Origin of the sequence: Streptomyces sp. NPDC097640 (assembly GCF_040302705.1) — a bacterium.
Taxonomy (GTDB): Bacteria; Actinomycetota; Actinomycetes; order Streptomycetales; family Streptomycetaceae; genus Streptomyces.
Genome location: NZ_JBEOSB010000016.1, coordinates 1 through 23,655, shown reverse-complemented (window position 1 = coordinate 23,655; position 23,655 = coordinate 1). Strand labels below are relative to the sequence as shown.

Annotated in this window: 23 protein-coding genes; 13 read left to right on the top strand and 10 right to left on the bottom strand. The window is 72.1% G+C overall.

Translation table 11 applies throughout. The features are described 5' to 3' along the window. Positions 1 to 78 precede the first annotated feature (78 nt). Both ABTY62_RS24745 and ABTY62_RS24740 read left to right on the top strand, forming a co-directional pair. Positions 79 to 1,107, top strand: coding sequence for an ATP-binding cassette domain-containing protein (locus ABTY62_RS24745; RefSeq protein ID WP_352131622.1), 1,029 nt, complete (start codon positions 79 to 81; stop codon positions 1,105 to 1,107). Then, positions 1,104 to 1,931, top strand: a complete 828-nt coding sequence (locus ABTY62_RS24740; protein ID WP_311730066.1) for an ABC transporter permease — start codon at positions 1,104 to 1,106, stop codon at positions 1,929 to 1,931. The genes ABTY62_RS24745 and ABTY62_RS24740 overlap by 4 nt, the downstream gene beginning before the upstream one ends. A gap of 18 nt (positions 1,932 to 1,949) precedes the next feature. On the opposite strand, the gene ABTY62_RS24735 is transcribed toward ABTY62_RS24740, so the two are convergent. Next, positions 1,950 to 5,468, bottom strand: a complete 3,519-nt coding sequence (locus tag ABTY62_RS24735) for an AfsR/SARP family transcriptional regulator (RefSeq protein WP_352131621.1) — start codon at positions 5,466 to 5,468, stop codon at positions 1,950 to 1,952. A gap of 154 nt (positions 5,469 to 5,622) precedes the next feature. On the opposite strand from ABTY62_RS24735, the gene ABTY62_RS24730 reads away from it, so the two are divergent. After that, a complete protein-coding gene (locus ABTY62_RS24730) occupies positions 5,623 to 6,420 on the top strand; it encodes a site-2 protease family protein (protein WP_352131620.1) in 798 nt (265 codons plus the stop codon). On the opposite strand, the gene ABTY62_RS24725 is transcribed toward ABTY62_RS24730, so the two are convergent. The 6 genes from ABTY62_RS24725 to ABTY62_RS24700 form a co-directional block, all read right to left on the bottom strand. Continuing rightward, complete coding sequence (locus tag ABTY62_RS24725) at positions 6,410 to 6,607, bottom strand: hypothetical protein (protein ID WP_311730069.1); 198 nt, start codon at positions 6,605 to 6,607, stop codon at positions 6,410 to 6,412. The genes ABTY62_RS24730 and ABTY62_RS24725 overlap by 11 nt on opposite strands. A gap of 127 nt (positions 6,608 to 6,734) precedes the next feature. After that, positions 6,735 to 7,475 (bottom strand): NADPH-dependent F420 reductase, encoded by a 741-nt coding sequence (npdG, locus tag ABTY62_RS24720; RefSeq protein WP_352131619.1) that lies wholly within the window; start codon positions 7,473 to 7,475, stop codon positions 6,735 to 6,737. Between the two features lie 52 nt (positions 7,476 to 7,527). Then, complete coding sequence (locus tag ABTY62_RS24715; RefSeq protein WP_502997511.1) at positions 7,528 to 8,469, bottom strand: carbohydrate ABC transporter permease; 942 nt, start codon at positions 8,467 to 8,469, stop codon at positions 7,528 to 7,530. Further along, a complete protein-coding gene (locus tag ABTY62_RS24710; protein WP_352131618.1) occupies positions 8,466 to 9,404 on the bottom strand; it encodes a carbohydrate ABC transporter permease in 939 nt (312 codons plus the stop codon). The genes ABTY62_RS24715 and ABTY62_RS24710 overlap by 4 nt, the downstream gene beginning before the upstream one ends. Beyond that, positions 9,401 to 10,756 (bottom strand): ABC transporter substrate-binding protein, encoded by a 1,356-nt coding sequence (locus ABTY62_RS24705; protein ID WP_352131617.1) that lies wholly within the window; start codon positions 10,754 to 10,756, stop codon positions 9,401 to 9,403. Before ABTY62_RS24705 ends, ABTY62_RS24710 begins: the two co-directional genes overlap by 4 nt. Then, positions 10,753 to 11,865, bottom strand: a complete 1,113-nt coding sequence (locus tag ABTY62_RS24700) for a sialidase family protein (RefSeq protein ID WP_352131616.1) — start codon at positions 11,863 to 11,865, stop codon at positions 10,753 to 10,755. Before ABTY62_RS24700 ends, ABTY62_RS24705 begins: the two co-directional genes overlap by 4 nt. Positions 11,866 to 12,320: 455 nt before the next feature. On the opposite strand from ABTY62_RS24700, the gene ABTY62_RS24695 reads away from it, so the two are divergent. From ABTY62_RS24695 to ABTY62_RS24685, 3 genes are all read left to right on the top strand, one after another. Then, complete coding sequence (locus tag ABTY62_RS24695; protein ID WP_352131615.1) at positions 12,321 to 12,518, top strand: DUF5708 family protein; 198 nt, start codon at positions 12,321 to 12,323, stop codon at positions 12,516 to 12,518. Positions 12,519 to 12,572: 54 nt separating this feature from the next. Then, positions 12,573 to 13,178 (top strand): hypothetical protein, encoded by a 606-nt coding sequence (locus ABTY62_RS24690; RefSeq protein WP_352131614.1) that lies wholly within the window; start codon positions 12,573 to 12,575, stop codon positions 13,176 to 13,178. 156 nt (positions 13,179 to 13,334) lie between these two features. Continuing rightward, entirely contained in the window at positions 13,335 to 14,549 is a 1,215-nt protein-coding gene (locus ABTY62_RS24685) for an MFS transporter (RefSeq protein WP_502997517.1), read from the top strand. Positions 14,550 to 14,562: 13 nt separating this feature from the next. On the opposite strand, the gene ABTY62_RS24680 is transcribed toward ABTY62_RS24685, so the two are convergent. Next, positions 14,563 to 14,832, bottom strand: a complete 270-nt coding sequence (locus tag ABTY62_RS24680) for a hypothetical protein (protein ID WP_352131612.1) — start codon at positions 14,830 to 14,832, stop codon at positions 14,563 to 14,565. Positions 14,833 to 14,902: 70 nt separating this feature from the next. Here ABTY62_RS24680 and map point away from each other — a divergent pair, with 70 nt between their 5' ends. The 5 genes from map to ABTY62_RS24655 all read left to right on the top strand — a co-directional run bounded on the left by map (position 14,903) and on the right by ABTY62_RS24655 (position 20,196). Further along, positions 14,903 to 15,760 carry a type I methionyl aminopeptidase gene (gene map / locus ABTY62_RS24675; RefSeq protein ID WP_352131611.1) on the top strand — a complete coding sequence of 286 codons (858 nt, stop codon included), beginning with the start codon at positions 14,903 to 14,905 and terminating at the stop codon, positions 15,758 to 15,760. A 157-nt stretch (positions 15,761 to 15,917) separates the two neighbouring features. Further along, positions 15,918 to 17,045 (top strand): iron uptake system protein EfeO, encoded by a 1,128-nt coding sequence (gene efeO / locus ABTY62_RS24670; RefSeq protein WP_352131610.1) that lies wholly within the window; start codon positions 15,918 to 15,920, stop codon positions 17,043 to 17,045. Between the two features lie 13 nt (positions 17,046 to 17,058). Beyond that, complete coding sequence (gene efeB, locus ABTY62_RS24665; protein ID WP_352131609.1) at positions 17,059 to 18,336, top strand: iron uptake transporter deferrochelatase/peroxidase subunit; 1,278 nt, start codon at positions 17,059 to 17,061, stop codon at positions 18,334 to 18,336. Positions 18,337 to 18,353: 17 nt separating this feature from the next. Further along, positions 18,354 to 19,340, top strand: a complete 987-nt coding sequence (gene efeU, locus ABTY62_RS24660) for an iron uptake transporter permease EfeU (protein WP_352131608.1) — start codon at positions 18,354 to 18,356, stop codon at positions 19,338 to 19,340. Continuing rightward, complete coding sequence (locus ABTY62_RS24655; protein ID WP_502997510.1) at positions 19,273 to 20,196, top strand: SCO2278 family lipoprotein; 924 nt, start codon at positions 19,273 to 19,275, stop codon at positions 20,194 to 20,196. Before efeU ends, ABTY62_RS24655 begins: the two co-directional genes overlap by 68 nt. A 62-nt stretch (positions 20,197 to 20,258) precedes the next feature. Here the strand turns inward: ABTY62_RS24655 and ABTY62_RS24650 are convergent, their stop codons facing one another. Continuing rightward, positions 20,259 to 20,996, bottom strand: a complete 738-nt coding sequence (locus ABTY62_RS24650; RefSeq protein WP_352131606.1) for a bifunctional DNA primase/polymerase — start codon at positions 20,994 to 20,996, stop codon at positions 20,259 to 20,261. Positions 20,997 to 21,163: 167 nt separating this feature from the next. Here ABTY62_RS24650 and ABTY62_RS24645 point away from each other — a divergent pair, with 167 nt between their 5' ends. Further along, positions 21,164 to 21,991: a glycerophosphodiester phosphodiesterase gene (locus ABTY62_RS24645; RefSeq protein WP_352131605.1), complete on the top strand. Its 828-nt coding sequence runs from the start codon at positions 21,164 to 21,166 to the stop codon at positions 21,989 to 21,991. Here ABTY62_RS24645 and ABTY62_RS24640 read toward each other — a convergent pair. Further along, positions 21,981 to 22,583 carry a TetR/AcrR family transcriptional regulator gene (locus ABTY62_RS24640; protein ID WP_352131604.1) on the bottom strand — a complete coding sequence of 201 codons (603 nt, stop codon included), beginning with the start codon at positions 22,581 to 22,583 and terminating at the stop codon, positions 21,981 to 21,983. The genes ABTY62_RS24645 and ABTY62_RS24640 overlap by 11 nt on opposite strands. A gap of 177 nt (positions 22,584 to 22,760) precedes the next feature. On the opposite strand from ABTY62_RS24640, the gene ddaH reads away from it, so the two are divergent. Further along, on the top strand, positions 22,761 to 23,558 hold the full coding sequence (gene ddaH / locus ABTY62_RS24635) for a dimethylargininase (protein ID WP_352131775.1): 798 nt from the start codon (positions 22,761 to 22,763) through the stop codon (positions 23,556 to 23,558). The last annotated feature ends 97 nt before the right edge of the window (positions 23,559 to 23,655 follow it).

Genomic DNA, 23,655 nt, shown 5'->3' with positions numbered 1-23,655 from the left:
GCGGGCTGTCTGCCGCTTGTCTGCCGCTTGTCGGTGGGTTGTCGGTGGGTTGTCGGTGGCGCCTGTCATCGTGGCGATATGACGCGATACGAACACAGGACCAGCGGCGGCAACGCCGTCGAAGTACGGGGGCTGGTCAAACACTTCGGCGACACCAAAGCCGTCGACGGAGTGGACCTGGACGTGCCGGAGGGCACCGTCCTCGGTGTCCTCGGGCCCAACGGCGCGGGCAAGACCACCCTCGTCCGCTGCCTCTCCACCCTGCTGGTGCCGGACGCGGGCACCGCGGTGGTGGCCGGTTACGACGTGGTGCGCCAGCCGCGGCAGCTGCGCCGCACCATCGGGCTCACCGGGCAGTACGCCTCGGTCGACGAGAAGCTCTCCGGCTGGGAGAACCTCTACATGATCGGGCGGCTGCTCGACCTCTCCCGCAAGGACGCCCGCGCGCGGGCGGACGCCATGCTGGAGCGGTTCTCGCTCACCGATGCCGCCAAGCGCGCCGCGCGCACCTACTCCGGCGGTATGCGCCGCCGGCTCGACCTGGCCGCCTCCATGATCGGCCGGCCCTCCGTGCTCTATCTGGACGAGCCGACCACCGGCCTGGACCCGCGCACCCGCAACGAGGTGTGGGACGAGGTCAAGCGGATGGTCTCCGAGGGCTCCACGGTCCTGCTGACCACGCAGTACATGGAGGAGGCCGAGCAGCTGGCTGACGACCTGGCGGTCATCGACCGCGGCAAGGTCATCGCCGAGGGCCGGGTCAACGAGCTCAAGGCGAAGGTCGGCGGCCGCACCCTCCAGATCCGCCCGTCGGACCCCGGCGAGCTGCACCGCATGGTCGGCGCCATCACCCAGGCGGGGCTCGACGGCATCGCCGGCGCGACCGCGGATGTGGCCGAAGGCCTGGTCAATGTGCCGATCATCAGCGATGAGCAGCTGACCGCCGTAATCGGGCTGCTCGGCGAGCGCGGTTTCGCGATCTCCGGGATCGACACCCATCTGCCCAGCCTGGACGAGGTGTTCCTGGCCATCACCGGTCAGAAGACGTCCACGCCGGAAACCCCGGCGGAGAAGGACAACAAGACGCTTGAGGAGGTCGCCGCGTGAGCGCCGCGACGGTGAGTTCCGCGCCCGGGAAGGCGCTGCCCGGCGAGGGCCGGATCGGGCTGCGTGCCAATGCGCGCCATATCGGCGCGCTGGTGCGGCGCAACGCCCTCCAGATCAAGCAGGACCCTGAGTCGATGTTCGACGCCCTGCTGATGCCGATCGTCTTCTCGCTGCTGTTCGTGTATGTCTTCGGCGGCGCGATCGCGCAGGGCGACCGGGACGCCTACGTCAGCTATCTGGTCCCCGGCATGATGGCGATGGGCGGTCTGAACATCGCGATGTCGGTCGGCACCGGCGTCAATGACGACTTCAACAAGGGCGTCATGGACCGCTTCCGCACCATGCCCATCGCCCGCTCCTCGGTGCTGGTCGCCAAGCTGATCGTCGAGACCGGCCGGATGCTGGTGTCGACCATCGTCCTGCTGGTCATGGGCTTCATCATGGGGTTCGACCTCAAGACCGGCCCGCTCGAGCTGCTCGCCGCGATCGCCCTGGCCCTGTTGTTCGGCTCCTCGCTGACCTGGATATTCATGCTGCTCGGCCTGTCGGTGAAGACCCCTCAGGCGGTGCAGGGACTGGGGTTCCTCGTGATGATGCCACTACAGTTCGGCTCCTCCATCTTCGCCCCGACCGCGACCATGCCGGGGTGGTTGCAGTCCTTCACCAAGTACAACCCGCTGTCCCAGCTCGCGGACGGCGCCCGGGCGCTGACCAGCGGTCATGGCGCGGTCGCCCATCCGGTGACCATGGTCGTGATCTGGGCGCTGGCCATCACGGTGGTGACCGCCCCGCTGGCGGTGGCGAAGTTCCGCAACAAGACCTGACCCGCGAAACCCGCCGCGTCATACGAGGGCGGTGGCCTCCTCCAGGGACAGGCCGCCGCCCTCGGCGTGCGCCCGCGCGTACGCGGCGTCGCCCAGCCGCGCCCGCGCCATGGCCTCCGCCCGCTCCCGGTTGCCGGACTCCATGGCCGCCACGTGGTAGGAGGACGACCGCAGGGCGTCGTACGCGCCGAGCAGCCGCGCCGCGGTCTCGGCGTTCGCCGCGCCGCCCAGCTGGGCCAGCGCCCGGGCGCCGGTCGCGATTTGCATGATCTGCATTTGCGGGGCGACGATCCGGGACAGCGGGTCGTCGGCTTTCGTCAGGGCTTGCCGCAGCCTCACCAGGGCGTCCTCGGGCCGTCCCTCGAGCAGGTCAAGCCAGCCGAGCAGCCCCACCACCACCCCCTGGAAGAGATCCAGCGCGCGCTGGTCGAACTCCCCCAGCAACAGCTCCAGCTGGACCCGTGCCTCGGCGGTGGCGCCGGTGGAACCGCAGCGCATGGCGAGGTGCAGCCGGGCGTACGCCAGGGACTCGCTGCCCGCGTGCTGCCCCCGCTCCACCACCTCGCGCAGCACCCGCTCGCCCTCGGCCGCCTCGGCCGCCGATCCGCTCTCGATCAGCACCCCGGCCAGCCGGGCCCGCAGCAGCAACACCTGTGTGTGCGCGTCCAGCTGCTCGGCGCAGCGGATCGCCGCGCGGTAGTCGGCGGCGGCCGCCTCGCCCTCGCCGCGCTGCTCCAGCAGCTCGCCCCGGCCGGACAGGGCCTCCGCCATGCCCCACGCGTCCCCGAGCCGGGTGAAGATCTCCAGGCTCTCGTCGGCGTCCCGCCGCGACTCGTCGGCCGAGCCCTCAAGCTCGTCCCCGCCGTCCCCGCAGTCTTCGCCGTCTCCGCCGTCCCCGCCGCTCCAGTCGGGCCGGCCGCTCAGGACCTTGGCGCGCAGCTGAAGGAGCATGGCGGTCTCCCACTCGTAGCCGAGCTCCCGGCAGGTGCGCACCCCCTCGTCGACGATCTGCCGCAGCAGCTCGAACTCGCCGGTGAGCAGCACGGCGTAGAACCACATGAAGCCCGGGATACGGCAGTTCTGCGGCAGGCCCGGGCGATAGGCGGCGACGATGCCCCGCAGCTCGCTCCGGGCCTCCTCGCTGTCCAACGCCCGCATGTCGCCCTCGATGTTGGACAGCCCGATCAGCCGCACCCCGCGCCGCGCCTCCTCGAGCAGGTCGGGCGGCATGGGCGGCGGCCGGTCCGTGGAGCGGGCGAGCAGCGGGGGCACCGGGGCGATGGGCGGCGCGAAGGGGTTGGGGCCGAGCGCCGCGGCGGCCGCCGACCACTGGCGCGCGTCGCCGCGGTGGTCGCGCAGCTGCCAGAACCAGCCGAGCGACAGCACCAGGCACAGCGCCTCGTGTTCGTCGCGCGCGGCGACGGCGCGGCGCAGCGCGGTCCGCAGATTGTCGTGCTCGGTCTCCAGCCGGGCGAGCCACACCCGCTGTTCCGGGCCGCGCAGCAGGGGGTCGGCGGTGCGGGCCAGCTCCCGGTAGGCGACCAGGTGGCGCCCCTCGACCACCGCGCGCTCCCCCGCCTGTGCGAGGCGCTCGGCGGCGTACTCGGCGACGGTCTCCAGCAGCCGGTAGCGCATGCCGGAGGCCGTGTCGGGGGCGGCGACGACCAGGGACTTGTCGACGAGCGAGCCGAGCAGGGCGGCGACGTCGAGGGGATCGACCGCGGCAGACCCGTCAGGCGCGTCAGCCCCGGCGGCCCCGTCGGCCCCGGCGGCTCCGTCAGCCCCGGCGGCCTCCTCGTCGTACGGGTCTTCGCACACGGCCTCCGCGGCGGCCAGGTCGCAGCCGCCCGCGAAGACCGACAGCCGGCGCAGCACGGTGCGCTCCCGCGCGTCGAGCAGCTCCCAGGACCAGTCGACGACCGCGCGGAGCGTCTGCTGGCGGGGCAGCACCGTCCGGCTGCCGCTGGTCAGCAGCCGGAAGCGGTCGTCGAGCCGGTCGGCGAGCTGCCGCGGGGTGAGCGAGCGCAGCCGCGCCGCGGCCAGCTCGATGGCCAGCGGCAGTCCGTCCAGCCTGCGGCAGATCTCGGCGCAGGCGGCCGGGTCGTCGTCCACGCGGAAGCCGGGCCGGGCCGCCGCGCCCCGGTCCTGGAGCAGCCGCAGCGCGACGGGGTCCGGCAGCGGATCCACGGGGCGCACCAACTCGCCCTGGACGGCGAGCGGTTCGCGGCTGGTGGCCAGGACGGTGACGCCGGGGCAGCGGGTGAGCAGGGTCTCGGCGAGCCGGGCCGCGGCGTCGACGAGGTGTTCGCAGTTGTCGAGCACGATCAGCATCCGGCGCGGCGCGCAGTGCTCCACGAGCCGCGCGAGCGGGTCGAACGTGGTCGGGTCGGTCGCGGCCCTCAGCCCTTCCGCGGCGCTGCCGCGGATGACGGTCTGGCGCGCCCCGAGCGCGGTGAGCACCGTCTCCGGCACGGTCCCCGGGTCGTCCACGGGTGCCAGCTCGGCCAGCCAGACGCCGTCCGCCCAGATGTCCGCCACCGACTCGGCGGCCTCCTGCGACAGCCGGGTCTTCCCGGCCCCGCCGGGCCCGAGGAGGGTGATGAGCCGGTGGGCTCCGGCCAGGTCGGCCCGCAGCACCCCGAGGTCCGCCTCGCGGCCGACGAAGCTGGTCAGCCGGGCCCGCAGATTGCCACCCCGGACGCCCTGCCGCGCCCCGGCCGGCCGGGGCGGCGCCCCGTCGGGGGCGGGGCCCGGCGCGGCCGCGGGCCCCGCGGGGGCGGCGGGGGCTGCGGGGGCGGCGGGGGCTGCGGGGGCTGCGGGCGGGTCCAGCAGCTCGGCGTGGAGCGCACGCAGCACGGGCCCGGGGTCCGCGCCGAGGCGGTCGGCGATCTCGACGCGGATCGCCTCGTACGCGGTCAGCGCCTCGGCCGTGCGGCCCGCGTCGCGCAGGGCGCGGATCCGCAGGGCGTGCAGCGGCTCGTCGAGCGGATGGGCGGCGCAGAGCCCGGCGAGCCGGGGCAGGGCCTGCTCGGGGCGGCCGAGGGCGAGGTCGGCGGCGATCCGGCCGCGGCCGGCGTCCAGGCGGCGGGCCTCGGCGCGGGCCGCCGCCGAGCCGCCGCCGGGGAGGTCGGCGAGGGCCGGGCCGCGCCACAGGGCGAGGGCGTCGTCGAGGACGGCGGCGGCCTTGGCCGGGTCGCCGTCCTCCAGGGCCTTGGTCCCCTCCGCCACCAGGCGCTCGAAGCGGTGCAGATCGATGTCGTCGGGGTCGGCGCTCAGCCGGTAGCCGCCGGGGACCGAGCGCACCGCGTCCTTGCCGAGGGCCCTGCGGAGGCGGCCGACGAGGGCCTGGAGTGCGCCGTGGCCGTCGGCGGGCGGGTCGGCGTCCCACACCGCTTCGATCAGCGCGCCGGTGGTGTGCACCCGTCCGGGATGGAGCGCCAGCGCGGTCAGCAGTACCCGCAGACGCGTACCACCGAGCGCGATGGGGGTACCGTCGTCGCGTCGGGCCTGGGTGGTGCCGAGTATCGCGTAGCGCACCGCCCCATTGTCGGGCACGGCGGAGGCTGATCCGTTCAGCTGTTCGCCCGTGCCGGCCGTTCCCCCCGGAACTCCCGGCGCCCCGCCCGACGTTTTCCGATCCCCGACGGTTTCCGATCACCGCACTCCGTGCCCACCTGGAGAGACATCACGCATGGCCACCGCAGTCAGCCGCCGCGACCGGCGGATCAGCCCCGTGTTCCTCGCCCTGGTCGCGATCATGGTCGTATCCGCGTGGGCGGTGTGGACGGGCTTCTCCGCGAGCCCCGGCTTCGCCGTGTTCCTCTTCGTGGTCTCGGGCTGGATCGTGTCGCTGTGTCTCCATGAGTACGCCCACGCGCGTACCGCGCTGCACGGCGGCGACATATCGATCGGGGCCAAGGGCTATCTGACCCTGAACCCGCTGAAGTACACCCATCTGGCGCTCAGCATCGTGCTGCCCGTCATCTTCGTGATCATGGGCGGGATCGGGCTCCCCGGCGGGGCGGTGTTCATCGAGCGGCACCGCATCCGCGGCCGCTGGAAGCACAGCCTGATCTCGGCCGCCGGGCCGCTGACGAACATCGCGTTCGCGGTGGCGCTGACCGCGCCGTTCTGGCTCGGCGCGCTGGACGGGGTGCCGGATGTGTTCCGCTACGCGCTGGCGTTCCTGGCGATGCTCCAGGTCACCGCGGCCATCCTGAACTCCCTCCCGGTCCCGGGGCTGGACGGCTACGGCGTGATCGAGCCGTGGCTGTCGTACCGGGTGCGGCGGCAGGTCGAGCCGTACGCGCCGTTCGGGCTGATCGCGGTGTTCGGCGTGCTGTGGATTCCGGAGGTCAACCACGTCTTCTTCGACTCCATCGACGCGGTGATGCGGGGCCTGGGCGTGTCGAAGTGGGAGACGTACTGGGGTCAGGAGTTCTTCCGCTTCTGGCAGGGCGAGCCCCACCCGGCCTCGCTCAACCCATGAGCTCGGCCTCCCTGGCCGCGGCCCGGTCCAGCTTGGCCTTGCGCAGGTAGTACCAGGCCATGTTGGAGGAGACGCCCGCGAGCAGGATCCACACCACGCCGATCCAGCTGCCCTGTGCGAAGGACACGACCGCCGCGGCGACGGCGAGGGCGCAGACGGCGAGGGCATAGAGGGCCAGTCGGGGCATGGGGTGGGCTCCTGTCCGGGGGTGTGTCAGTCCCGGACATTGTCCCCCATGCCCCGCCGCCTCCCATGCCCCGCCCCGCGCCGCCCCGCCCCGCGCCGCCCCGCCTCGCCCCGGCGGGCGACCCCGGTCAGACGTCCGTGACCCGCAGGCCCGCGTGGGCCTTGTAGCGGCGGTTCGTCGAGATCAGGTTGGCGACCAGCGACTCGACCTGGTGGGCGTTGCGCAGCCGCCCCGCGAACACGCCCCGCATCCCGGGGATGCGGGCCGCCAGCGCCTGCACCAGATCCGTGTCGGCGCGGCTCTCGCCCAGCACCATCACATCCGTGTCGATCTGCTCGACCTCGGGGTCCTGGAGCAGCACCGCCGACAGATGGTGGAAGGCGGCGGTCACCCGCGAGTCGGGCAGCAGGGCGGCGGCCTGCTCGGCGGCGCTGCCCTCCTCGGGCTTGAGCGCGTACGCGCCCTTCTTGTCGAAGCCGAGCGGGTTCACGCAGTCGATGACGAGCTTGCCGCTCAGCTCCTCGCGCAGCGACTCCAGGGTCTTGCCGTGCCCCTCCCACGGCACCGCGACGATCACGACATCGCTGCGCCGCGCGCACTCCGCGTTGTCCTCGCCCTCGATGCCGAGCGCCGCGCCGCCCAGTTCCTCGGCCGCGGTCCGCGCCCGCTCCACGGCCCGCGAGCCGATGATCACCTTCTGGCCGGCCCGGGCCAGCCGGTAGGCCAGGCCGCGCCCCTGGTCGCCGGTGCCGCCGAGGACCCCGATGACCAGGTCGGAGACGTCGGGCAGGTCCCAGGGGTCCTTGGCGGGGGCCTTCTTCGCGGGGGCCGCCCCACCCTCACCAGCATCAGCAGCAGTAGAAGTCATAACTGCGATACTGACACGCCCGGTGGCGCCGACACGCCCCCGGCCGCCCGGGTCACGCCTTGACGCTGCCCTCGGTGAGCCCGGTGCGCCAGTACCGCTGCAACACCCCCATCAGGACCATCAGCGGGACCACGGACAGGAAGGCGCCGCCGACCGTGTACTGGTAGAGCTCCGGCTGCCGGTCCGCGTACCCCTGCCAGGAGGTGAGGCCCAGCTGGATCGGATACAGATCGGAGTCCGAGAGCATCACCAGCGGCAGGAAGAAGTTGTTCCAGATATGCACGAACTGGAACAGGAAGACGGTCACCAGCGCCGGGGTCATCAGCCGCAGCCCCAGCGTGGAGAAGATCCGCGCCTCGCCCGCGCCGTCGATCCGCGCCGCCTCCAGCAGTGAGTCGGGCACCGCGGCGGCCGCGTAGATCCGGCACAGATAGACCCCGAAGGGGCTGACCACACTGGGCAGCAGCACCGCCGCGTAGGTGTTGGCGAGCCCCATCTCGCTGAAGAGGAGGTACAGCGGGAGGGCGAGCGCGGTGCCCGGGATGAGCACCCCGGCGAGGATGACGTTGAAGACGCCCTCCCGCCCGGGGAAGGGGAACTTGGCCAGGGCGTAGCCGGCGGCTGCCGACAGCAGCGTGGCGGCCACTGCCCCGACGCCCGCGTACATCAGGCTGTTGGCGAACCAGCGGACGTAGATGCCGTCGTCGTAGGTGAGCACCCGGTGCAGATAGTCGATGGGGTGCGGGTCGTGGAACCAGAAGCCGAAGGTGCCGAAGAGGTCGCTGCTGGACTTGGTCGACGACACCACCAGCCAGTAGACGGGCACCAGGAAGTAGACGGCCGCGACGGCGAGCAGCGAGACGGTGATGATGCGGTAGCGCAGCGCGGGCTGCCGGCCGTCCCGGCGGCGGCCGCGGCGGCGCGGCGCGCCCGCCGCGGTGCCCGGCGCCGGGGTGCCGTCCGCCGGGATCTGCTGGGTGGCCTGGGCGCTCACCGGCTCCTCCCGTCCTTCCCCTTGGGTTGCTTGGGCCCTCGCTGTCCCACGAGCCTCAGGAAGCCGAAGGACAGCACGCAGGCGACCAGCGCGAGCAGCACCGCCTCGGCCGCCGCGATGTGCTGGTTGTTGCTGGTGAACGCCTCGTTGTAGGCGGCCAGGTTGGGGGTGTAGCCGGAGTCGATGGAGTTGCTGAGCGGCTTGAGCACCTTGGGTTCGGCGAACAGCTGGAGGGTGCCGATGATGCTGAAGACGGTGGTGAGCACGAGCGCGGGCCGGATCAGCGGCAGCTTGATGTGCCAGGCGATCTGCCAGGCCCTGGCCCCGTCGATGCGCGCCGCCTCGTACAGCTCGCCGGGCACGGCCTTGAGCTGCGCGATCAGCACCAGCATGTTGTAGCCGGTGAACTGCCAGGTGACGATGTTGGCGATGGACCACAGCACGGTTCCGCGGGACAGGAAGTCCACGTCCCAGCCCGCGGAGTGGGCCATCTCCACCAGGGGGCTGATGCCCGGTACGTACAGAAAGCCCCACAGGATCGAGGCGATGACGCCAGGCACCCCGTACGGCAGGAAGAAAGCGGTCCTGAAGAAGCCGACCCAGCGGGCGGACGCCGCCTCCAGCAGCAGCGCGAGCCCGGTGGCCAGCACGATCATCACCGGGATCTGCACGGCGCCGAACAGCAGCACCCGCCCGAAGCCGGCGGTGAAGCGGTCGTCCTGAAGCGCGGTCGTGTAGTTGGAGAGGCCCGCCCACACCTCTTTGGTCTCGCCGCCGAGGCCGAGCGCGCCGGTGCGCTCGACCCTCAGCAGGCTCTCGTACAGGGCGTATCCGATGGGCGCGATGAAGCACAGCAGGAACAGTGCGAGGAACGGCAGCAGAAACCCGGCCGCCGACCGGGCGCCGCGGACCTCGGCGCGGGTGAGGCGTCTCACCCGGCCGTCACCTTCAGTCCCTTTTCCTTGAGGTCGCTGATCGTCTCGCCCTGCACCTTCTTCAGCACGGACCTGAACGAGCCGCCGTCGCCGAGGGCCGCGGTGAAGGCGTCGCCGAGCCGCTGGTAGAGGGTGTCGGTGGAGGGGCCCCACCGCCAGCTGGTGTCCACGCCCTTGCTCGCGGCGTCGAACACCTTGCTGTACTCCTGGCCGCCCATGAAGTCCTTGTGCACATCCAGCTGGGAGGTGGTGTAGCCCTGCTTGGCGGCGGGGGTGCCATAGCCGTTGTCGATAAGGAGCTTGATCGACTCGGGGTCGGTGTTGAGCCAGATCGCGAACGCCAGCGCGTCCTTCGGGTACTTGCTCTTGGCGAAGACCGCGGTGGTGGAGCCGCCCCAGTTGGCGAAGGCCCCGTCGCCCTTCTTCCACTGCGGCATGGGCACGACCCGCCACTTGCCGCTGGTCTTGGGGGCGTTGCCGACCAGCAGCGCGTCGCCCCAGCTGGCGCCGAGCCAGGAGGCGATCGCGCCGGTCTGGACGTCCTTGTACCAGGCGTTCTGCCGGTCCGGGATGGTCTTGATCAGCTTCTGCTTGACCAGCGCCTCCCAGTAGTCGGCGACCTTGCGGGTGGGCTCGTCGTCGATGCTCACGGTCCAGGTGTCGCCCTCGGTGCCGAACCAGCTCGCCCCGGCCTGCCAGGCCAGGCCCGCGAAGCGGTTGCCGTTGGTCGCCGAGAAGGTCTCGATCCAGGCGCCCTTCTTGCGGATCGCCTTGGCCGCCGCCTCGTAGTCGTCCCAGGTGACGGGCGGTTCGACGCCCCACTCGTCGAACAGGTCCTGGCGGATGAACAGGCCCATCGGACCGGACGCCTGCGGGACGGCGTAGACGGCCTTGCCGAAGACCGACTGCTGCCACTGCCAGCCGACGAACTTGTCCTTGTACGACTCGACCCCGTACTTCGTGAGGTCCAGCAGACCGTTGTCGATCAGGAAGCTGGGCACGACCGGGTATTCGATCTGGCCGAGGTCCGGCGGGTTGCCCGACTTGATCGCGGCGTGCATCTTCGCGTACTGGGCGCCGTCCACGGCCGACACCTTCTCGACCTTGACCTGCACCTCGGGGTTCTTGCTGTTCCACAGCTCGACGGGCTTGTCGATGCCCGGCACCCAGGACCAGAAGGTCAGCTCGATCTTCTCGCCCTTCTTACGGCCCTTGGGCTCGTCGTCCCCGTCGTCCGAGCCGCAGCCCGCGAGGGCGAAGCCGGCCGCCGCGGCGGCGGCGCCGCCCAGGACGGCGCGCCGCCCGGGGGCCTGGAGGGGACCGTGAGAACTGTGGTGGTGCATCTTGCTCATACCAGCTCCTTCACCGGAATGCGCCGGAAGGTGATCGTCGAGTAGGCGCTGAAGTCGCCGGTCTCGTAGAGCAGTCCGACGGTCTCTTCATCGATCCTGACCAGGTCGGAGTAGGCGGCCGGCAGCCCGTCGACGGTGTGGGCGGGCCGCCAGGTGGCCCCGCCGTCGCCGCTGGCCCGCACCGTCATCAGGGCCCGGTAGCCGGGGTCGGCGGGCCCGGAGAACAGCAGCACATCCGGGTCGCCCAGGTGCAGCACGCTGCCCTCGACGACCGGCGCGACCAGCCCGGCCTGCGGCCTGAAGGGCTTGTCGAGGGTCGCGCCGCCGTCGGACGAGTGGGCGTCGGCCCGGTTGCCGGGCGCGTTGGCGTCGCTGCGGGTGTTGAAGTACACGCGGCCGTCGGGGAGTTCGGCCGCGGTGGTCTCGTTGACGTTGATGTATCCGTCGGGGTTGTCCTCGACGTAGCCGATCCGCCAGGTGGCGCCGTCGTCGTCGCTGAGCAGGTCGTGCCCGCCGTCGTACTTCCCCTCGGCGCCGGTGTCCCCGGCGGCGGTCGGCGGCGTCGAGTGGTTGCCCGGTACGACGATCCGGCCGGCCCGGGCGCCGTGCCGTAACCGCAGGGCGTGGCCGGGCGTGGTGGCGTACCAGCGCCACTCCGGCCGCTTCGCCTCGCCGGTGATCTCCCGGGGCGCGCTCCAGCCCACCCCGTCGTCGTCACTGTGCGTCACCCACACCCGCCGCCCGTCCTCGGCGGACACCTGGCCGCGCCGGATCAGGTCCTCGGTGGCGGTGGCGCCGTTGGTCACATGGACGAGGACGACCCGGCCGCCCGCCGTGACCACGGGCGCCGGATTCCCGGCCGTGCCGGTGCCGTTCCGCGCGACGACCTGTAAGGGCCCCCAGGTCCGCCCGCCGTCCGCCGAGCGCTTGAGCACGAGGTCGATGTCCCCGTGGTCGGCGGAGGACCCCACTCGCCCCTCGGCGAAGGCCAGCAGCGTCCCGGCGGGCGTCGCCACCACCGCCGGAATGCGGTAACTCGCATAGCCCTCGGCCCCCGCCCGGAACGGCACGGAGACCTCGTACGCGCGCGCTGCCACACCGCCTGCCATCCGACCCCCCTTCCCGCTCAGTCTCGGGGCGCTCCTACGCGCGGGCTTCCCTCGTCGCTGCGCGCTCCTCCGTCGCTGCGCGGCTCCTCAGTCCAGCCCGCACAGCGCCCCGAGACACGCGCCCCTTTTCCCGCTCAGTCCCGGCGCGCTCCTACGCGCGGGCTTCCCTCGTCGCTGCTCGCTCCTCCGTCGCTGCGCGGCTCCTCAGTCCAGCCCGCACAGCGCCCCGAGACACGCTCGTTCCGCCGATGCCCCGTCGCAATCGAGTGCCGCCGCCAAAATGACCGGACGTAGGACGTCCCTTGTGTCCGGCGACCATAGGGTTCGTCTCACAGAGCGTCAAGGGACGGCACATGAACACTTGGCGGTGGGTCCGTCGAAGGATGCAGGGCGCCGCCACCGATCTCGTCCGCCGGGCCGAGGTTCCGTCAGGCGGCGGGTCATAGCGTCGCGTTATGACCAACGCTCTCAAGCAGCTCTTGGAAGGGAGCGTCACCCTCGTCGTCGGGCTGGCGCTGTGGTTGTTCGCCGGGGACATCGAGCTCCCCGTGGTGGAGCTCCCCAAGATCGGGGTGGTGATGATGTGCTGGGGTGGCGCACAGCTGCTCTACGGCTCGTACCTGGGCGCGGCCGGACAACGCTCGAAGGGGTGAGACCGGCCCGATTCGCCCCCGCCGCCCCGCGCGGCCCGGCAGGATCCCGGTGCCATGGACGCCGTACGGGTCGCGCTGCTGCGCGATGTGCTCGCCGGGACCGAATGGCTGCGGGCCACCCGCCGGTTCGCGGGGTCCCTGCGGGCCTCGGTCGGGCCGCACGGAGGCGGGCTGCTGCTGGTCGGCAGCGAGGAGTACGAGCCCTGGCACCTGGCCGCGCACCTCGACGACGAGGCCGCCTGGTCCGGTCTGCCCGAGCTGTCCCCCACCCTCGTACGCCACCGGGTCCCCGACGGCGCGGTCCCCGCTCATCTGGCCGTCGGCCTCGGCCGGTTGGAGCGCGCCAGGCGCGGCGAGACGCTGCTCGTGGTCGCGCCGGACGACCCGGGGGCCGGGCTGCTGGAGCGGGTGGACGACGCGCGCCGGAGCGGGGCCACCGTGCTCGCCCTCGACGGCGGCCACGCCGAACTGCACGCCCTCGCACATGACGCACTGGCCGCCCCGGCCGACGCGGGCCTCGATCTGGACACCCTCCAGCACCTGGTCAGCGCCGCCGCCGGGGAGAACGGCCTGCCCGCGCCGCCCGGCCGCAACCGCTTCCGCGACCGCCTCGCGCGGCTGGCCGACCGGCTGACGGCCCCGCCACCGGCCCCCTGGTGAGCGCATGGCGTGAATAATTCGTTTGTGGGCCGCGCGGACGGCGCTTGAGCATGTCACCTTGTGACGGACGATCCACATCCCCCGGCCCCGGGGGCGCGTCGGCGCTCCCTGCTGCCCGATCTCGCGCCCTGGCGCTCCTCCCGCGACTTCCGCCTGATGTGGACCGCGGGGCTGGTGACCGCCTTCGGCAGCTTTCTGACCATGGTGGCGCTGCCGCTCCAGATCAAGGAGTTGACGGGCTCGGCCCTCGCCGTCGGGGCGATCGGCGCGGTCGAGCTGGTCCCGCTGATCGTCTTCGGCCTGTACGGCGGGGCGCTCGCGGACGCCGTGGACCGCCGGAAGCTGATCCTGCTCACCGAGGCGGGTCTTGGCCTGCTGGCCGCGCTGCTGCTGGCCAACAGCCTGCTGCCGGAGCCCATGCTGTGGCCGCTGTATGTGGTGGCCGCCCTGACCAGTGCGCTCACCGGGCTCCAGCGCCCGGCCATCGACGCGGTCACGGCCCGTATCGTCCCGCACGACCAGCTCACCGCGGCCGCCGCGCTGAACGCGATCCGCTGGCAGCTGTCCGCCATCGCGGGCCCCTCGCTCGCAGGCGTCGTCGTCGCGTACGCGGGGCTGCCCTTCGCGTACGGCCTGGACCTGCTGACCTTCGCCGCCTCGATCCTGCTGGCGCTCGGCCTCACCCCCGCGCCGCCCGCCCATGACGCGGAGAAGCCCTCGCTGCGCGCGATCGGCGAGGGTGCGCGCTACGCCTGGCGGCGCAAGGAGCTGCTGGGCACCTACGCGGTGGACATGGCGGCCATGTTCTTCGCCTTCCCGAACGCGATCTTCCCCTTCCTCGCCGACGAGTTGGACGCGCCCTGGGCGCTCGGCCTGATGTACGCGGCCGGGTCGGTGGGTTCGATGGTGGTGAGCGTGACCAGCGGCTGGGCCTCACGGGTGCATCGGCACGGCCGGATGGTGGTGCTGAGCGCGGCGCTGTGGGGCGCGGCGATGGCGCTGGCCGGATGGCTGCCGAACGTCTGGCTGGTGCTGCTGTGCCTGGCGGTGGCGGGCGGGGCGGACATGGTCAGCGGGCTGTTCCGCTCGACGATGTGGAACCAGACGATCCCCGACGAGCTGCGGGGGCGGCTGGCGGGCATCGAGCTGCTGTCGTACGCGACGGGGCCGCAGCTGGGCCAGGTCCGGGCCGGCGGGATGGCCGGGCTCGTGGGGGTGCGGGCCTCGGTCTGGGCCGGCGGGCTGGCGTGCGTGGCGTCCATCGGACTCCTGGCGCTCACACTGCCGAAGCTGATGACGTACGACGCGCGCACGGACGAGCACGCGCGGCGCGTCCGCGAGTGGCGCAAGGCGGCGGACGCACCCGTGTGAGCGCCCGCCGCGGTCAGCCGCCGTCCCGCGTGCCCCCGCCCGGCGTACCCCCGTCGCCCGTGGGGTCGTCGCGTGTGGGCTCATCGCGCCAGCGCGGGTCGGTCTCCCACTCGACGTTCCGCTCCGCGGCCAGCTCCATCGCGTGCTGGGCCTCGGTGCGGGTGGGGTACGGGCCCAGCCGGTCGGCCGCGCGGCACTCCGGGCCCTCCTCGACCCTCTGGTGCCTGATGCAGTAGTACCACTCGCCCGGCTTCCCCGCGGCCCGCTTCTTGAACAGCGCCATCGCCGTCTCCCGCCCTTCTCTCCCGGTCTTCCGCCATGCTGCCCGATGCGCCGCCGATACACTCGCTGACATGTCTGGCCAGTCGCTTCTTGTCCCGGGAAAGATCTCCCCCACCCGCCCGGTCCCCGCCTCGATCCCGCGCCCCGAGTACGTCGGCAAGGAGGGCCCGACCCCGTACACGGGGCCCGAGGTCCAGGACGCCGAGACGATCGAGCGGATGCGGATCGCGGGCGGGATCGCCGCGCGCGCGATGGCGGAGGCCGCGAGCCGGATCGCGCCGGGGGTCACCACGGACGAGCTCGACCGCGTGGCGCACGAGTATCTGTGCGACCACGGGGCCTACCCCTCGACGCTGGGCTACCGCGGCTTCCCCAAGTCGCTGTGCTCCTCGGTCAACGAGGTCATCTGCCACGGCATCCCGGACTCGACCGTGCTGCGCGACGGCGACATCGTGAACCTCGACGTGACCGCCTTCATCGGCGGGGTGCACGGCGACACCAACGCCACCTATCTGTGCGGCGAGGTGGAGGACGAGTCGCGGCTGCTGGTGGAGCGCACCCGGGAGTCGCTCAACCGCGCGATCAAGGCGGTCAAGCCGGGCCGCCGGATCAACATCATCGGCCGGGTCATCGAGTCGTACGCCAAGCGCTTCGGCTACGGCGTGGTCCGCGACTTCACCGGCCACGGCATCAACTCGTCGTTCCACTCCGGCCTGATCGTCCCGCACTACGACAGCCCTCATCACACCACCGAGATCAAGCCGGGGATGACCTTCACCATCGAGCCGATGCTGACGCTGGGCAGCTACGAGTACGACATGTGGGACGACGGCTGGACGGTCGTGACGAAGGACCGGAAGCGGACGGCGCAGTTCGAACACACGCTTGTGGTGACCGACACAGGCGCGGAGATTCTGACCCTCCCATAGGCGCGTATTGCCTAAATTTTACTCTTAGCTTACGGATCCTTGGGGCTGAGCTGGAGCTGGATAGGTAAGCCTCAGTTAAGTTAGGGCGGCCTATCCGGCCCCTGTCTCGACATGTCGCCATGTCGGCATGCTGCCCGATCTCGACTGGAGTCCGTTTATGAGAGCCGCCCGCTCCTCCGCCGTCACCGCCGTCGCGGCGGTGGCCTCGCTGGCCGCCGTGTCCGGCTGCGCCGAGAAGTCCGACGCCAAGGGCTCCGACGCGATCCGGATCACGGCGTCCGACGACAAGTGCGAGGTGTCGAAGACCGAGTTCCCGGCCGGGCACGTCAAGCTCGCGGTGGAGAACACGGGCTCCAAGGTCACCGAGGTGTACCTCTACGCGCCCGGCGACCGGATCGTCACCGAGCGGGAGAACATCGGCTCCGGGCTCAAGGCCAACATCACCGCCGAGGTCAAGGCGGGCACCTACGAGATCGCCTGCAAGCCCGGCATGAAGGGCCGCGGCATCCGGCAGAAGGTGACCGTGACCGGCGGCAAGGTCGCCAAGCGAAACCCGAAGCTGGACAGCGCGGTGGCCGACTACCGCACCTACGTCCAGGCGCAGGCCGACGAGACACTGCCGAAGGCCCAGGCGTTCGCGGACGCGGTCAAGAAGGGCGACCTGGAGGCCGCGAAGAAGGCGTACGCGCCCTCGCGCGTCGGCTGGGAGCGCACCGAGCCGGTCGCCGAGTCCTTCGGGGACATCGACCCCAAGGTGGACATCCGCGAGGACGGCCTGGAGAAGGGGCAGAAGTGGACCGGCTGGCACCGGCTCGAGAAGTCCCTGTGGAAGGACAAGAAGATCACCGCCGAGGACAAGGCCCTCGCGGACCAGCTGATCAAGGACCTCAAGGACTGGCAGAAGCGGGTCGGCACCGCGGACATCACCCCCACCGGCATGGCCAACGGCGCCAAGGAACTCCTCGACGAGGTGCAGACCGGCAAGGTCACCGGCGAGGAGGAGCGCTACAGCCACACCGACCTGTTCGACTTCGAGGGCAACGTCGACGGCGCCGAGAAGTCGTACCAGCTGCTCAAGCCGGTGGCCGCCACGAACGCCCCGGCCCTGACCAAGGATCTGGACAAGCAGTTCGCGGCGGTGAAGAAGCTGCTCGACAAGTACCGCGAGGGCGACGGGTTCGTGTCGTACGACACCGTCGGCGAGGCCAAGCGCAAGGAACTGTCGGACGCGGTCAACGCCCTGGCCGAGCCGCTGTCCCAGCTCGCCGCGGCCGTGGCGAAGTAAGGGCGCGCCGAGCATGACCGAACAGACCACGTCCTCGTCCCCGGAGACCCCCGCCCCCTCCCGCCGCGCGCTGCTCGGCTGGGGCGGCGCGGGGCTGGCGCTCGGCGCCGCCATGGGCGGCGGCACCGCCGCCGCGCTCGGCGGCTCCGGAGACGACGCCCAGCCGGTGGCCGACAGCGGGGCCGCGGTGCCCTTCCACGGCGCGCACCAGGCCGGGATCGCCACCGCCGTACAGGACCGGCTCCACTTCGCGGCCTTCGACGTCACCACCGACGACCGCGACGAGCTGATCGCCCTCCTGAAGGAGTGGACGAAGGCGGCGGCCCGGATGACGCAGGGTCACGCGGTCGGCGGCGGCGCGGTCGGCGGGCTCGCCGAGGCCCCGCCGGACGACACGGGCGAGGCGCTGGGGCTCAAGCCGTCCCGGCTGACCCTCACCTTCGGCGTCGGGCCGACCCTCTTCAAGGACAAGAAGGGCAAGGACCGCTTCGGCCTCGCCGGGCGCCGCCCGGAGGCCCTGATCGACCTGCCCGCGTTCCCCGGGGACAACCTGGACGCGGCGCGCAGCGGCGGCGACCTGTGCGTCCAGGCCTGCGCGGACGACCCGCAGGTGGCGGTGCACGCGATCCGCAACCTGGCCCGTATCGGCATGGGCAAGGTCGCGATCCGCTGGTCGCAGCTGGGCTTCGGCAAGACGTCCTCGACGACGCCGGACGCGCAGACCCCGCGCAACATGATGGGGTTCAAGGACGGCACCCGGAACATCGCGGGCACCGACTCCGCGGCCCTGGACAAGCATGTGTGGGTGGGCGCCAAGGCCGGCCCCGAGTGGCTGGTCGGCGGCTCGTACCTGGTGGCCCGCCGCATCCGGATGCACATCGAGACCTGGGACCGCACCTCCCTCAAGGAGCAGGAGGAGGTCTTCGGGCGCACCAAGGGCGAGGGCGCGCCCCTCGGCAGGCAGCGCGAGCACGACGAGCCGAACCTGAAGGCGATGCTGCCCACCGCGCATGTCCGCCTGGCCCACCCGGAGGCCAACGGCGGCGTACGGATCCTGCGCCGCGGCTACTCCTTCACCGACGGCACGGACGGCCTGGGACGACTGGACGCAGGGCTGTTCTTCCTCGCGTACCAGCGGGACGTACGGCAGGGGTTCGTACCGGTGCAGCAGCAACTGGCGCGCAACGACGCGCTCAACGAGTACATCCAGCACGTGGGTTCGGCGCTCTTCGCCGTCCCGCCGGGCGTCCGCGACGCGGGCGACTGGTGGGGCCGGGCGCTGTTCTCCTGAAGAGAAAGGCCAACCTCGTGTTCGGCAACTACCTGATCGGACTGCGCGAAGGGCTGGAAGCCAGCCTGGTCGTCTGCATCCTCGTCGCCTATCTGGTCAAGACCGACCGCCGCAAGGCGCTGCGGCCGGTGTGGCTTGGCATCGCCATCGCGGTCGCGCTGAGCCTGTCCTTCGGCGCGGCGCTTCAGTTCGGCTCGCAGGAGCTGACCTTCAAGGCCCAGGAGGCGCTCGGCGGCTCGCTGTCGATTCTCTCGGTCGGCCTGGTGACCTGGATGGTCTTCTGGATGCGGCGCACCGCCCGGCACTTGAAGTCCGAGCTACAGGGCAAGCTGGACGCGGCGCTGGCGATGGGCACCGGCGCGCTGGTGGTCACGGCCTTCATGGCGGTGGGCCGGGAGGGCCTGGAGACCGCGCTGTTCGTGTGGACGGCGGTGCAGGCGAGCAACGACGGCACGCCGCGGCCGCTGGTCGGGGTGGTGCTGGGGCTGCTCACCGCGGTGTTGCTGGGCTGGCTGTTCTACCGCGGGGCGCTGAAGATCAACCTGGCGAAGTTCTTCACCTGGACCGGCGCCATGCTGGTCGTCGTGGCGGCGGGCGTGCTCGCGTACGGCTTCCACGACCTCCAGGAGGCGGAGTTCGTCCCCGGCCTGCACAACCTGGCCTTCGACATCAGCACGACCATCCCGCCGGACTCCTGGTACGGCACCGTGCTCAAGGGCGTCTTCAACTTCCAGCCGGATCCGACCGTTCTTCAGGTATCGGTGTGGCTGCTGTATCTGGTCCCCACGCTCGCTTTCTTCCTGGTCCCCGGTAGGGTTGCGCCGTCCAAGGCAGTCCCGAAGGAGCCCACGCCTCATGACACCCACGTCACGCAGGTCACAGCGTCGGCAGAGCCCAGTTCCGACAGCCGCGGCAGCGGCGGTGGTGACGCTGGCGATGACGCTGACAGGGTGCATGACGGTGCACGGCGAGCGGGAGAACATCCCGTCCATCGCGAAGGATGAGGCGCCGAAGGCGCTGAAGCGGTTCACGGACACCTACAACAAGTCCTACCGCGAGCTGGATCCGGCGCTGGCGAACCAGGTGCAGACCGGTCCGCTGCTGGACATCAGCGCGGCCGACCTGAAGGCGCAGCACGCCGCGAAGCCCGACGGGAATCCCGCATACCCGCCGCTGCGGCTCACCGACGCGCGCTATGCCATCCCCAAGCAGGTCGGCTGGCCGAAGTTCTTCGTGGCGGACACCGAGAGCAACCGCGACGACAACCGCTGGCTGCTGGTCTTCACCCGGGGCGGCGCGGACCAGCCGTGGAAGGCCGCGTATCTGTCGATCCTCAGCCAGGACGAGGTGCCGGACTTCCAGGTCGACAAGGACGGCTGGGCGAGGTCCGTGCCGGCCGAGGGGGCCACGCCGAAGCTGGCGACGCGGCCGGACAAGCTCAGCGCCGAGTACACCGACTATCTGATGACCGGTGAGGGCGAGATCTTCGCGGACGGCCAGGCGACGTCGGGGCTGCGGACCTCGCGGAAGAAGTTCGTACGCACCCCGAAGTTCTGGACCGAGTACATCGACACGGCGGCGGAGGGCACCCGCTACACCCCGGTGGGGCTGCGGCTGAGGGACGGCGGGGCGCTGGTCTTCTTCACCTCCCACCACCGGCAGAAGCAGACCATGGCCAAGGGCTACCGGCCCAACCCCACCCCGCAGATCAAGGCGCTGATGACCGGTGAGGCGAAGCGGTCGGTGACCTTGACCCGGGTGTCGGAGTCGGCGGTACGGGTCCCGGCGAAGGACGCGGCGGACCCGAAGGTGGTGTTCCTCAACCGGCTGGAGGGCGTGACCGCCGCGAAGGGCGAGTAGGACTCGCCCCGGTCGCCGTGCCGGCGAGTAGGACTCGCCCCCGGTCGCCGCACCGGCGGGCGTCAGCGTCCTATCGGCCAGGCGTGCGACTCGTGCTCATGCCCCTCGTCCGCGAACCGGGCGCAGGCGTCGGTCAGCGACTCCAGCAGCGACAGCGGGTCCGGCAGCGGCCGCTCCGGGCCCAGCAGCCACGCCACCCGCCCGTCCCCCGGCAGCCGCGCGGGCGGCAGGAGCACATAGCTGCCCCGGCAGTGCCAGCGCAGCCCGGGGTGCTCGTCCATGGTCTCGGGGTGGCAGTCCAGCTCGCAGGGCCACCACTCGTCCTCGTCGTCCGGGGTGCCCCGGGTGGCCGTGAAGAAGAGCATCCGGTCCTGGTGCAGATCGGCGCTGGTGGTGGCGACGGGCCCGACCTCGATACCGGCCTCGCCGAGCCGCTCCAGGGCCAGCCGGCCGGCGGCCAACGGCACGTCCAGCACGTCATGGGCGATCCCGGTGGCGGTGATGAAATTCGCCTCGGGGTCGCCCGCGAGCCAGCGCGCGACCTTCTCCGGGTCGGTGGTCGCCTGCGTCTGCCAGGCGAACGAGACGGGGTGCCGGGCCGGGGTCGGACAGCCGATGCGGTCGCAGGAACAGCCGTAGCCGGAGGGGTGGGCGGCCGTCGCCAGCGGGAACCCGGCGGCGGCAGCGGCCATGAGCAGATCCTCGCGGGCGCCGGGCGCGCCCGCCCCCGTGCCCGTGTCGCCGCCCGCCCCGCTCCGCGGTCGGCGCAGCCACTGGGAAAACCTGCCCTTGCGTTCCATCTACCGCCTCGCTTCCCCGCCGGTGCCGCCGGATGCCCAGCCATTGCTGCCAATGCTGCCACCATCCTGCTCCCGAGGTGGCCGGTGTCCACATCCGGGGTGCCCGGACCCCACCTCTGGGTGCGGATATCAGGCATAACCGAACAGGCGCCCCTAGCGTTCCCTTTATGGTCACGAGGTCACTACTGACCGGTATAGCGGTCCTCGCCCTCTCGGTGCCGGCCGCCGTCCCCGCCCTCCCGACCGGGCGGCGCGGCGGGTCCCCGACCGCCGACACGCTCCCGACGATCACCTTCGTGGCACACCGCGGCGGGGCCCTGGAAGCGCCCGAGAACAGCATGTCCGGGCTGACCGCCGCGTTCGAGCGCGGTGCCGCCCAGGTCCTGGACTTCGACACCAGGATGCTGCGGGACGGCACGCTCGTGGTGTTCCACGACGCGACGCTGGACCGTACGACGTACTCGTCCGGCCCCGTGAGGTCGCTCACCGCCGCCCAGTGGCGCTCCGTACGGCTGCGCCCGGACCCGCTGCTGCCCGGGGCCTGGCGGCCCGAGGCGCCGCCGACCGTCGGCGAGGCGCTGGACCGCTTCGGCGGGCGCCGGGTGCTGACGGTGGAGGCGAAGGACCCCGACAGCCTGCCCCGCCTGGCCGCGATGATCCACGAGCGCGGGCTGGCCCGCTCCGTCTTCGTCAACAGCAACCGCGTCGACGTGGCGCGGCAGGTGCACCGGCTGGGGCTGCTGACGCAGCTGTGGCGCTCGGCCCGGCAGCTGCGCGAGGACCGTCCGGACGGGTGGCGGGGGTTCGTGGACCTGCTGGACGTGGACTACCGGGCGCGGCCGGAGGACCTGCGGCGGGCCGTACGCTCCGGCATCCGCCGGGTGTGGGCCCATACGGTGAACACGCGGGAGGCGCGGGACCGGATGCTGCGGCTGGGCTGCGGCGGCATCATCACGGACGCGCCGACGCTGCTGAGCCGTGACCTCACCTTTTGAGGATCCCCCGCAGCGCCGTCTCGACCACCGCGTCCGCGTACTCGTGGGTGAGCGGGAGGGTGCGCAGCAGCCAGCGGTGGGTCAGCGGGCCGCACACCAGCTCGATGGCGACCCTCGGGTCGACGTCCCGCGCCACCTGCCCGGCGTCCTGGGCGGCCCGCAGCCGCTCGGCGAGCAGCCGCAGCGACGGCTCCAGGACCCGGTCCACGAAGTGCGCGCCCAGCTCTGGGTTCACCAGGCCCTCGGCGGTCAGCGCGCGGGCGGGCAGGTCGTACGCGGGCGCGTTCATCTCGTCGACGGCCGCCCGCAGCACCAGCTTGAGGTCCGCCTCCAGGTCCCCGGTGTCCGGCAGCGCGGCCCCGGCGCCCTCGGGCGCCTGCCCCCCAGCGGTGAAGGCGTCGAGCAGCACCGCGGCCTTGGAGGGCCACCAGCGGTAGATCGTCTGCTTGCCGACCCCGGCCCGGGCCGCGATGGCCTCGATGGTGAGCCGGGGGTAGCCGAGCTCGCCGATGAGCTCCAGGGCGGCGTCGAGGATCGCCCGGCGGGAGCGTTCGCTGCGGCGGGCGGAGTCGGGCGCTGCTTTGTCGGCCATGGCCGACAACCTATCGACCGCGGAAACCATCCGAACGGCCCCTGCCCGGGGCGGGCACCGGGGCGCACCATGTGTCCAGGACCACGTACGACGATCCGTACGGGCCAGCATCCCCGTGAGGAGCCATCCTTGTCCTTGCGTAGCCCCGAGCGCCGCGCCACCGCGCGCCGCTATCTGATGTGCCCGCCGACCCACTTCAGGGTCACCTACTCCATCAACCCCTGGATGGACCCGGCCAAGCCCGTGGACCTCCCGCTCGCGCTCGCCCAATGGGAGGACCTGCGCGACCGCTACCGCTCCCTCGGCCACACCGTCGAGGTGCTCCGGCCCCGCCCCGACCTGCCCGACATGGTGTACGCGGCCAACGGCGCGACCGTCGTCGACGGCCGCGTCCTCGGCGCCCGCTTCGCCCATCCCGAACGCACCGGCGAGGCGGCGGCCCACCTGGAGTGGTTCCGCGCCCACGGCTGGGCGGAGGTGCGCGAACCCGAGCACGTCAACGAGGGCGAGGGCGACTTCGCCGTGACCGCGTCCTGGCTGCTGGCGGGCCGCGGCTTCCGCAGCAGCCCGCTCTCGCACCCCGAGGCGCAGGAGTTCTTCGGCCGCCCGGTGCTGGGCCTGGATCTCGTCGATCCGCGCTACTACCACCTGGACACGGCGCTGTGCGTGCTCGACGACACGACGGACACGGAGATCATGTACTACCCCGGCGCCTTCTCCCCGGGCAGCCGGGCCGTGCTCGGGCGGCTCTTCCCTGACGCGATCATCGCCACGGAGCGGGACGCCGCGGCCCTCGGGCTCAACGCGGTCAGCGACGGCCGCCATGTCCTGCTCCCGCAGGCGGCGGCCGGGCTCTTCGACCCGCTGCGCGAGCGGGGGTACGAGCCGATCGCGATGGATCTGAGCGAGTTGCTCAAGGGTGGGGGCAGCGTCAAGTGCTGCACGCAGGAGCTACGCGCCCGGGCGGCCGGCTAGGCCGGGCCTGGGGTGCTTTCCCCTACCCGCCCCTTCCCGAAACTGGGGCTTCGCCCCACCCCCAGCCCCTCGAAGGCCAGGTGGGCCACCGCCGCCC